This window comes from uncultured Methanobrevibacter sp., from assembly GCF_902788255.1.
Lineage (GTDB): Archaea > Methanobacteriota > Methanobacteria > Methanobacteriales > Methanobacteriaceae > Methanocatella.
Map to the genome: position 1 here is coordinate 1 of NZ_CADAJR010000049.1, position 8,916 is coordinate 8,916.

An 8,916-nucleotide genomic window follows, 5' to 3' on the forward strand; every position below is an offset into this window, starting at 1 on the left:
AACTAACGAAGTAACTAAATTTATTGAAAGAGGAGACGCAGCTCTCGTAGTTATCGCAGAAGATGTTGATCCTGCTGAAATCGTTGCTCACATTCCTGTATTAGCTGACGAAAAAGAAATTCCATACGTCTACTTACCTACTAAAGAACAAGTTGGTGGAGCTGCAGGTTTAACTGTTGGTACCGCTTCCGCTTGTATTGTAGATGCTGGTGATGCTGAAGCTGCTGTTGCTGAAATTGTAGAAAAAGTTGCTGAATTAAAAGAATAAATAAATTCTTTTGATTGATCGTACGGTGATTTACATGGAAGAAGGAACTCCTGCTGAAGTCATTGAAGTTTTAAAAAGAACTGGTATGACTGGTGAGGTTATGCAAATCAAATGCAGAATCCTCGAAGGTAGAGATAAAGGAAGAATTTTAACAAGAAACATTATGGGACCTGTAAGAAAAGGCGACATCTTAATGTTACTTGATACAATCAGAGAAGCTAAAGAAATTAGAACTCCTTAAGAAGGTGTAAAAGCATGAGAACTTGTTCATTCTGTAATAAAGAAATAGAAGAAGGTACAGGAAAAATGTACGTCAAAAAAGATGGTTCAATTTATTTCTTTTGTAGCAGCAAATGCGAAAAAAATATGATTAAACTCGGAAGAGTTCCAAGAAAAGTTAAATGGGTTAAAGAATGATTCAAAAAAGTTTTGTAATGATGAAACCAGACGCTGTTCAAAGACGTCTTATGGGTAAAATATTGTCCCGTTTTGAAGATAAAGGTCTTCAAATCGTCGCATGTAAATTAATTCAAATTGATGAAGATTTAGCAAAAACTCATTATGGAGAACACGCTGAAAAACCATTTTTCCCAAGTTTAGTTGAATACATTACTTCTTCACCATGCCTCGCAATGGTTATTCAAGGGGAAGAAGCTATTACTACTATCAGAAAAATCGTTGGAGCAACCAATCCATTAGAAGCAGATCTTGGAACTATCAGAGGAGACTTTGGTATGGATACCGGTAGAAACATTATTCATGCATCAGATGCTCCTGAATCTGCAGAAAGAGAAATTGGTCTTTTCTTTAATGAAGATGAAATTTGCGATTATCAAATTGTCGATAACGATTTAATTTATGAATAAATTTAGAATTTAAACATTTTATTATTAAAGAAGATATTATGAAAATCAGATCCCCAATTGTATCAGTTTTAGGACATGTAGACCATGGAAAGACTACATTGTTAGATTATATCAGAGGTAGTACTATCGCTGATAAGGAAGCCGGTGGTATTACACAACACATTGGTGCTACAGAAATTCCAAATGATACTATTGAAGAAATCTGTGGGAATTTTATATCAAGATTAACTATCAAAGACTTGATTCCTGGATTGTTTTTTATTGATACTCCTGGCCACGCAGCGTTCACTAGTTTAAGAAAACGTGGTGGGGCTTTAGCTGATTTAGCTGTTTTAATTGTTGATATCAATGACGGTTTCAAACCTCAAACCTATGAGGCATTAAACATTTTAAAAATGTACAAGACTCCTTTCATTGTAGTTGCCAACAAAATTGATATGTTATTCGGTTGGGAGACTCATGAAGGTGCTTCCTTTAAGGAATCATTTAATCAACAAGCTCCAAGCGTACAGCAGGCTTTGGATACTAAAGTCTATGAGATTGTTGGTACTCTTCACAAAGAGGGATTCCAGTCAGAAAGGTTTGACAGAATAAGTAATTTCGCTTCACAAATCAGTATTATTCCAATTAGTGCTAGATCAGGTGAAGGAATTATTGAAGTTTTGGCAATGCTTTTAGGTCTTGCTCAGGAATATCTGACAGAGCAGTTAGAAATCAATGAGGATGCTCCGGCTAAAGGTACAGTACTGGAAATCAAGGAAGAAGTTGGATTAGGTCTTACTATTGATAGTATTATTTATGATGGTGTTTTACGAACTAATGATGAGATTGCTTTAATGACTTCTTCAAATGAAGTATTGACAACCAAAATTAGATCCATCTTAAGACCACTTCCATTAGAGGAAATGAGGGATTCCAAAAAGAAATTCCAAAAATTCGATGAAGTTGTTGCGGCTGCAGGTATCAAGATAGCTGCCCCTAACTTGGACGATGTCGTTTCCGGTTCTCCGCTCAGGGTATTGAGTGACAAGGAAAATGTGGAAGAAGAAATCTTAAAAGAGATTGAAGACATTACAATCAGTACTGAAGATGAAGGAATTCTGGTTAAGGCAGACACATTAGGATCTCTTGAAGCTATTGTCAAATTGCTCAGGGAATTGGAAATTCCTATTCGTGAAGCAGACATCGGTGATGTTAATCGTAGAGATATAATTAATTCATCTATTGCTTTAAATGAAGATGATTCACACGGTGCAATCATTGCTTTCAATGTTGATGTCAACACCAACTCTCAGGAAGATTTGGAAAATTCAGATGTTAAGTTGTTCAAAGGTGACGTAATCTATCAGATTATTGAAGATTATGAAGCATGGATTGATGAAATGGAACAGGCAAAGAAAAAAGCGTTTTACGATGCCATTATCAAACCTGCCAAATTCATGTCACTTCCAAAATTGGTTTTCCGTCAAAGTAAACCTGCTATTATCGGAATTGAATCCATTAGCGGAACTGTAAAACAGGGCCAAACTGTAATAAATAAAAATGGAGAAATTGTTGGAGTAATAGCAAGTATGGAAGACAAAGGGGAAACATTACCTTCCATTCCTAGAGGTCAGAGGGTTGCAATGGCAATCAAAGATGCCGTTGTTGGAAAACACTTTGATGAAGGTGATGAACTTTATGTTGACATTCCAGAAAAACATTATAAGTTCATTGAAAGAGAGTTTAAGGAAAAGCTAACAGAAGATGAATTTGAAACTTTATATGAGTTCGTTGAAATTAAACGTAAACAAGATCCAGATTGGGGTAAATTTGGTCTTTTTGAATAATAAATTACAATTATTATAAAAATTATGGAGGAATACCATGGCATTCAAAATTGTTGTGTCTCAAAAAGCTGAAACTCATCAAATTGAAGTCGATGATGCAAAAGCTCTTAACGGTTTAGTCATTGGTGATGAATTTGATGGCGCTATTGTTGGTTTAGACGGTTACACTTTAAAAATAACCGGTGGTAGTGATAAAAACGGTTTCACTATGAAAAAAGATGTTTCTGGTACTAGAAGAATTAAAAGTTTATTAACTGGTGGTACTGGTTATCATCCTAAAGCTGATGGTGTTAAAAGAAGAAAAACCGTTAGAGGAAACACTATTGCTGATGATATAGTACAAATCAACACTGTAGTTACTGAAGCTGGAAGCAAACCAATAGCTGAAATTCTTGGTGCTGGTGAAGAAGAGGAAGAATAGTTCTACTATTTTTTCTTATTTACTTTAATTTAATTAAAAAGGTGGTTATCTGTGAACGTACAGTCAGATGTTAACATAGGTTTGGTTGGTCACGTAGACCATGGTAAGACTACTCTTACTAAAGCTTTATCAGGTGTATGGACTGATACTCACAGTGAAGAAACAAAAAGAGGTATTTCAATCCGTTTAGGTTATGCAGACATTGAATTTAGAAAATGTCCTGAATGCGATGAACCTGAATGCTACACTACCTTGGATAAATGTGAACACTGTGGAAGCGAAACTGAATTAATAAGAAAAGTATCATTTGTTGATGCTCCAGGTCACGAAACTCTTATGGCAACTATGTTATCTGGTGCTGCAATTATGGATGGTGCAGTGTTAGTAATTGCTGCAAATGAGTCTTGTCCTCAACCACAAACAAAAGAACACCTTATGGCACTTGATGTAATCGGTGTTAAAGACGTTATAGTAGTTCAAAACAAAATTGATATTGTTTCAAAAGAAAGAGCTATTGAAAGTTATAATGAAATAAAGGAATTTGTTAAAGGTACTTGTGCTGAAGACGCTTTAATAATACCAGTATCCGCTCAACAAGGCGCTAATATGGATATATTGATTGAAGCAATGCTCAAGCAAATCCAAACTCCTGAAAGGAATGTTGACGATTCTGCACTGATGCATGTTGCAAGATCATTCGATATCAATAAACCAGGTTCTGGCGCTGATAAGATTAAAGGTGGAGTTATAGGTGGAACACTTGTTCAAGGTACATTCAAACTTGGTGACACTATTGAAATCAGACCTGGCCCTACCAACAACGGTAAAAGGGTTACATTAAAATCAGAAATCATTGGTCTTGAAGCAAATGGTAGACAAGTTGAAGAGATAGGTCCTGGAGGACTTGTCGGTATTGCAACTAAATTGGATCCATCCTTAACCAAATCAGATTCTTTATCTGGAACTGTTGCAGGTGAAGAAGGTACTTTGCCTGAAGTATTGGATTCTTTTTCAATGGAAGCTAACTTGCTTGACCGTGTAGTCGGTACCAAGGAAGAACGTGAAGTCGCTCCAATCAAGATTAAAGAACCATTGATGATTAACTGTGGTACTACAACTACCATTGGTGTTGTCACTTCTGCAAAGAAAAATGATGTGGATGTTACTCTTAAATTGCCTGTATGTGCAAGTCCAGGTGATAGGGTCGCTTTAAGTCGTAGAGTCGGTGCTCGTTGGAGATTAATCGGTTATGGTATAATCAAATAGAGGTAAATATGAACTCTAAAGAAGTTGTAATTGATACCAATTTTTTTATGGTTCCTTTTCAGTTCAATGTTGATATAATCACTGAACTTGAAAACAAATTACCTTCTTATAAACTGGTTACTCCGAACTTTGTTATCAATGAATTGAAGGGTTTAAAAAGAAATAATAAGGGTAAAGTGCGGTTAAATGCCAACTTGGCCTTGAAATTAGCTAATTCTTCAAAAGTTGAAATAAAGGATATTTCATTACTTGAAAACGAAACTGTGGATGATGCGTTGCTTAGAGTTTCAGAAGTTTTAGCTACAAACGATATTGAATTAAAAAATCGTGCAAAAGATAAAGGAATAACAGTTGTGTATTTAAGACAAAAAAGATATATTGCTGTTGAGGGTAAAATATAATATTAATTAAACTTATTAAAAAATGAGGGATTATTTTGTATTATAGAACAAAAATTGAAGATACTGTAAGAATTCCACCTTACAGATTTGAAAATCCACTTGAAGAAGTTGCTATTCAGACCTTGAATGAAACTTATGAAGGTCGTTTAGACAAAAAACTCGGTTTGCTCATTTGTGTTAATGCAATAGATGACATCAGTGAAGGAAGACTCATTATGGGTGATGGAGCTTCTTACCATAATGTTGTTTTCGAAGCGATTTTCTTCAAACCGGAACAACATGAAATCTTTGATGGTGAAGTAATTGATATTGTGGATTACGGTGCTTTTGTAAGAATTGGACCTATGGACGGTTTAATTCATGTTTCACAAGTTACTGATGATTATATTAATTATGACGCTAAAAGAGGTGCATTAATAGCAAAAGAATCTAACAAAACTCTTGATGAAGGAGATTTAGTTAGAGCTAGAGCAGTTAGTGTTTCCATTAAGGATGAATCTACCAATAACATCGACAATAACAGGAATTCTAAAATTCCTCTTACAATGAGACAAAATAATTTAGGTAGATTTGAGTGGATTGAAGAAGCTAAACAAAAAAGTAAGAAGGCTTAATTATGAAAGCATGTACAGTTTGTAAAATGATTTCAAGCAAAGACCATTGTCCTAGTTGTGGAAACCCTACTTCAGATAACTGGAGTGGTCTTTTGATTATAACTGATCCTGAAGAATCTAAAATTGCTAAAGAATTAAATATTGAAATTCCTGGCGAATATTGTTTAAGGGTAAGATAGGTGTAAATGTGTTACAATTAGATACAGAAAATAAAGATATAATTGCTGAACTTAAACAGCCTTTAGGTAAATTATATCCTGACTTTGAAGATGCTATTGATGAGATTAAATCTTCCGAGTTTCTGATTTCTGTTGGCGATGCAACTTTTGCTAATCTTACTAAATACAAATTATATCCCAATATTGGTATTATTGATAATTTAATTCAAAGAAAAAATCATACTCATGAAATTATACTTGCAGATCACATTTTAAAAGCAGATAATCCTGCCGGATACCTTACGGATGATCTATGGGAAACCATAGGCCAAGCTCTTGAATTATCTAACAAAGGTGAATGTTATGTAATTGAAGTAGCAGGGGAAGAAGATCTTGCAGTTCTTCCTTGCATCCTGATGGCTGGTCCGGAAACTACCATTTTATATGGTCAGCCTAATGAGGGATTAGTTGTTTTAAAAGCTGGTGATTTAAAAAATAAAGCTCAAAAGCTTATTGACGGATTTATTGAAATAAACGAATGAGGTTTTATCATGGAAATCGAATTTATTGAAGAAAAAGAAAATAAATTATTTAACAGAAAAGAAATTAAATTTTATGTTGATTACGATGGTGAAGCAACTCCTAAAGCTTTAGATATCAAATCTAAATTAGTTGCTTTATTAAACACCAAAAAAGAGTTACTCGTTGTTGACAATGTACAACCACATTACGGTGAACCTAAAGCATTAGGTTATGCTAAAGTTTACGACACTGTGGACGATTTAAAATACATTGAAACCGAACACGTAATCGCTAAGAATACTGAACCGGAAGAAGAACCAGAAGAAGAAGCAGAAGCAGAAGAATAGGTGATTTTAATGGTTAAAAAATCTGATTTATATGAAGTAGATGGAGACAAAATTGTAAGAAAAAATCAAATTTGTCCACGTTGTGGTGAAGGTGTATTCATGGCTGACCACGGTGACAGAGTCGCTTGCGGTAAATGCGGATACACTGAAATGAAAAAATAGATTTTTTTAAATCTATATTTCTTTTTTTTATTTATTTTCAATACTTAATTTATTTTTTAGAGGGATTTTTTTGGATAATATCAGAAATGGCCGTTTTAAAACTGGAATGACTGATGAAGCAGCTGAATATACTTCATCTTTTGATGCAGACAGATATCTTTTTGAAGCGGATATTAAAACTAATTTTGCACATACTTCAATGTTAAAGCATGAAGGTATTGTTGATGAGGAAATTGCGGATAAAATTTTATGCGCTCTTGATAATCTTAAGGAAGAAGGTTTTGATGCTTTAGTATTTGATCCTTCTGTTGAAGATGTTCATATGGCTATTGAGAATTATGTGACTTCAAAAATAGGTCCTGAAGCCGGATTTATGCACACAGCCAAATCACGTAACGACCAGGTTGCATGTGATGTTAGACTTGTTTTACGTGAAATGATTGAGGAAATCCAAATCGGTATTTTGGAATTCATTGAGGGCATTGTTGAAATGGCCGGTGAACACCTTGAGGATGTTTTCATAGGATTTACTCACCTGCAGCATGCTCAACCGATTACCATCGCTCATCATCTGATGGCTCATGTTCAGGCATTAAAAAGGGATTATGAACGTTTGGAAGATACTTATAAACGTGTTAATTTGAATCCTTTAGGTTCTGCCGCAATGGCAACAACCAGTTTTCCAATTAATAGGCAATTAACTACAGATTTACTTGGTTTTGATGCTTATCTCGAAAATTCAATGGATGGAGTTTCAGCTAGGGATTTTATTTCTGAAACCGTTTTCGATTTAGTGTCTTTATCCTCAACATTGGCTAAAATCTGTGAGGAATTGGTATTGTGGAGCACTTATGAGTTTGGTGTTATTGAAATGGCTGATGAATATTCATCCACTTCTTCTATTATGCCTCAAAAGAAAAACCCTGATGTTGCTGAACTTGCCCGTGGTAAGACCAGTATTGCCACAGGTGAATTGGTTACCATTTTAACAATCATGAAGGCTATTCCATACACTTACAATAGGGATTTGCAGGAAATCACTCCTCATTTATGGAATGCTGTTAATGTTACTCGTGACACATTGTCCATTGTAACAAAAATGCTGTTGTCTGTTGAATTCAATGTGGAAAGATGTGCAGAGCTTGCAGGTAAGAATTTTGCAACTGCAACAGATTTGGCAGACATTATGGTTCGTGAAAAATCAATTCCATTCAGAACCGCTCACAAGATTGTTGGAAGAATCGTTAACGAAGCAACAGCCAACAATATGGTTGAAGAGGACATCACTTCCAAATTCATAGATGATATTGCTGTCGAGTTGGGTTTTGATGAATTGAACCTTGCCGATGATTTGATTCAAAGGGCACTCAACCCTGCTGAAAATGTTAGAATCAGAGCTGTTCCTGGAGGTCCTGCTCCTAAAATGGTTGAAATTGCAAGGAACAATATCAAAGATTTCTTGAATGTAGAATTTGAAAAGAAAGGAATTTAATTATTCCTATATTTTTTTTCATTCAATTAATGTTTAGGTATACCTAAACTTTATATACTTTTATGAACAAAATATTAATTGTGGAGATAATCATTGAATTATTGAAGCAAGATTTTTGTATGAGTGACATTATTGAAACTTATTAACGTTCCTCGACGAATTCAATAAGTAGCTCAGCTTCTTTAATGTCACTGTAACAAAATCTTTACTTTTTTTCTTTATATTTATCTTAAAAATGCGAGAATGCCTCGACTTCTGTAAGTCGAGGATGAATCGCAAATTGGGTGTACTTTTGTTAACTATCGATTAAATAGTTATTTTTTTAAAATAAGCTTAGTTTATAATAACTGATGTGTATTAATTTTCAGTATAACTTTTTTTGTGATTGTTTTCAGGCCATGATTATTTTTTTATATGGAATTTTTTTTGATTATCATTTGCTCTCTTACTGTTTCTTTATATATGTATGGTGTTGTTAATTTAATATTAGTGAGTCTTTAATTTGTGTATGTTTGAGATTAAAGAATCATGATTAAATTTAATTCAATAATAATATGTGGTTGATTTTTA

Annotated in this window: 14 protein-coding genes; all 14 read left to right on the forward strand. The window is 34.2% G+C overall.

What is annotated here, in order from left to right:
- On the forward strand, positions 1-268 hold a 268-nt coding region (locus tag QZV03_RS10785), incomplete at its 5' end, for a ribosomal L7Ae/L30e/S12e/Gadd45 family protein (RefSeq protein ID WP_296876692.1).
- Positions 269-302: 34 nt separating this feature from the next.
- A complete protein-coding gene (locus QZV03_RS10790) occupies positions 303-509 on the forward strand; it encodes a 30S ribosomal protein S28e (RefSeq protein ID WP_296876694.1) in 207 nt (68 codons plus the stop codon).
- Positions 510-523: 14 nt separating this feature from the next.
- A complete protein-coding gene (locus QZV03_RS10795; protein WP_004034240.1) occupies positions 524-685 on the forward strand; it encodes a 50S ribosomal protein L24e in 162 nt (53 codons plus the stop codon).
- Positions 682-1,134, forward strand: a complete 453-nt coding sequence (gene ndk / locus QZV03_RS10800) for a nucleoside-diphosphate kinase (RefSeq protein WP_296876696.1) — start codon at positions 682-684, stop codon at positions 1,132-1,134. The genes QZV03_RS10795 and ndk overlap by 4 nt, the downstream gene beginning before the upstream one ends.
- A gap of 38 nt (positions 1,135-1,172) precedes the next feature.
- Positions 1,173-2,963, forward strand: a complete 1,791-nt coding sequence (infB, locus tag QZV03_RS10805) for a translation initiation factor IF-2 (RefSeq protein ID WP_296876698.1) — start codon at positions 1,173-1,175, stop codon at positions 2,961-2,963.
- Positions 2,964-3,000: 37 nt separating this feature from the next.
- Complete coding sequence (locus QZV03_RS10810) at positions 3,001-3,384, forward strand: 30S ribosomal protein S6e (RefSeq protein WP_296876700.1); 384 nt, start codon at positions 3,001-3,003, stop codon at positions 3,382-3,384.
- Between the two features lie 51 nt (positions 3,385-3,435).
- Positions 3,436-4,650, forward strand: a complete 1,215-nt coding sequence (locus tag QZV03_RS10815) for a translation initiation factor IF-2 subunit gamma (RefSeq protein WP_296876702.1) — start codon at positions 3,436-3,438, stop codon at positions 4,648-4,650.
- An 8-nt stretch (positions 4,651-4,658) separates the two neighbouring features.
- Positions 4,659-5,051, forward strand: coding sequence for a PIN domain-containing protein (locus QZV03_RS10820; protein WP_296876704.1), 393 nt, complete (start codon positions 4,659-4,661; stop codon positions 5,049-5,051).
- Positions 5,052-5,086: 35 nt separating this feature from the next.
- Positions 5,087-5,665 carry a DNA-directed RNA polymerase gene (locus QZV03_RS10825; RefSeq protein ID WP_296876706.1) on the forward strand — a complete coding sequence of 193 codons (579 nt, stop codon included), beginning with the start codon at positions 5,087-5,089 and terminating at the stop codon, positions 5,663-5,665.
- A gap of 2 nt (positions 5,666-5,667) precedes the next feature.
- Positions 5,668-5,844, forward strand: coding sequence for a transcription elongation factor subunit Spt4 (gene spt4 / locus QZV03_RS10830; RefSeq protein WP_296876708.1), 177 nt, complete (start codon positions 5,668-5,670; stop codon positions 5,842-5,844).
- 8 nt (positions 5,845-5,852) lie between these two features.
- Positions 5,853-6,365 (forward strand): GTP-dependent dephospho-CoA kinase family protein, encoded by a 513-nt coding sequence (locus QZV03_RS10835; RefSeq protein WP_296876710.1) that lies wholly within the window; start codon positions 5,853-5,855, stop codon positions 6,363-6,365.
- Between the two features lie 9 nt (positions 6,366-6,374).
- Positions 6,375-6,692 carry a 30S ribosomal protein S24e gene (locus QZV03_RS10840; RefSeq protein ID WP_296876712.1) on the forward strand — a complete coding sequence of 106 codons (318 nt, stop codon included), beginning with the start codon at positions 6,375-6,377 and terminating at the stop codon, positions 6,690-6,692.
- 9 nt (positions 6,693-6,701) lie between these two features.
- Positions 6,702-6,854 (forward strand): 30S ribosomal protein S27ae, encoded by a 153-nt coding sequence (locus tag QZV03_RS10845; protein WP_292747322.1) that lies wholly within the window; start codon positions 6,702-6,704, stop codon positions 6,852-6,854.
- Positions 6,855-6,924: 70 nt separating this feature from the next.
- Positions 6,925-8,346 (forward strand): argininosuccinate lyase, encoded by a 1,422-nt coding sequence (gene argH / locus QZV03_RS10850; protein ID WP_296876715.1) that lies wholly within the window; start codon positions 6,925-6,927, stop codon positions 8,344-8,346.
- The last annotated feature ends 570 nt before the right edge of the window (positions 8,347-8,916 follow it).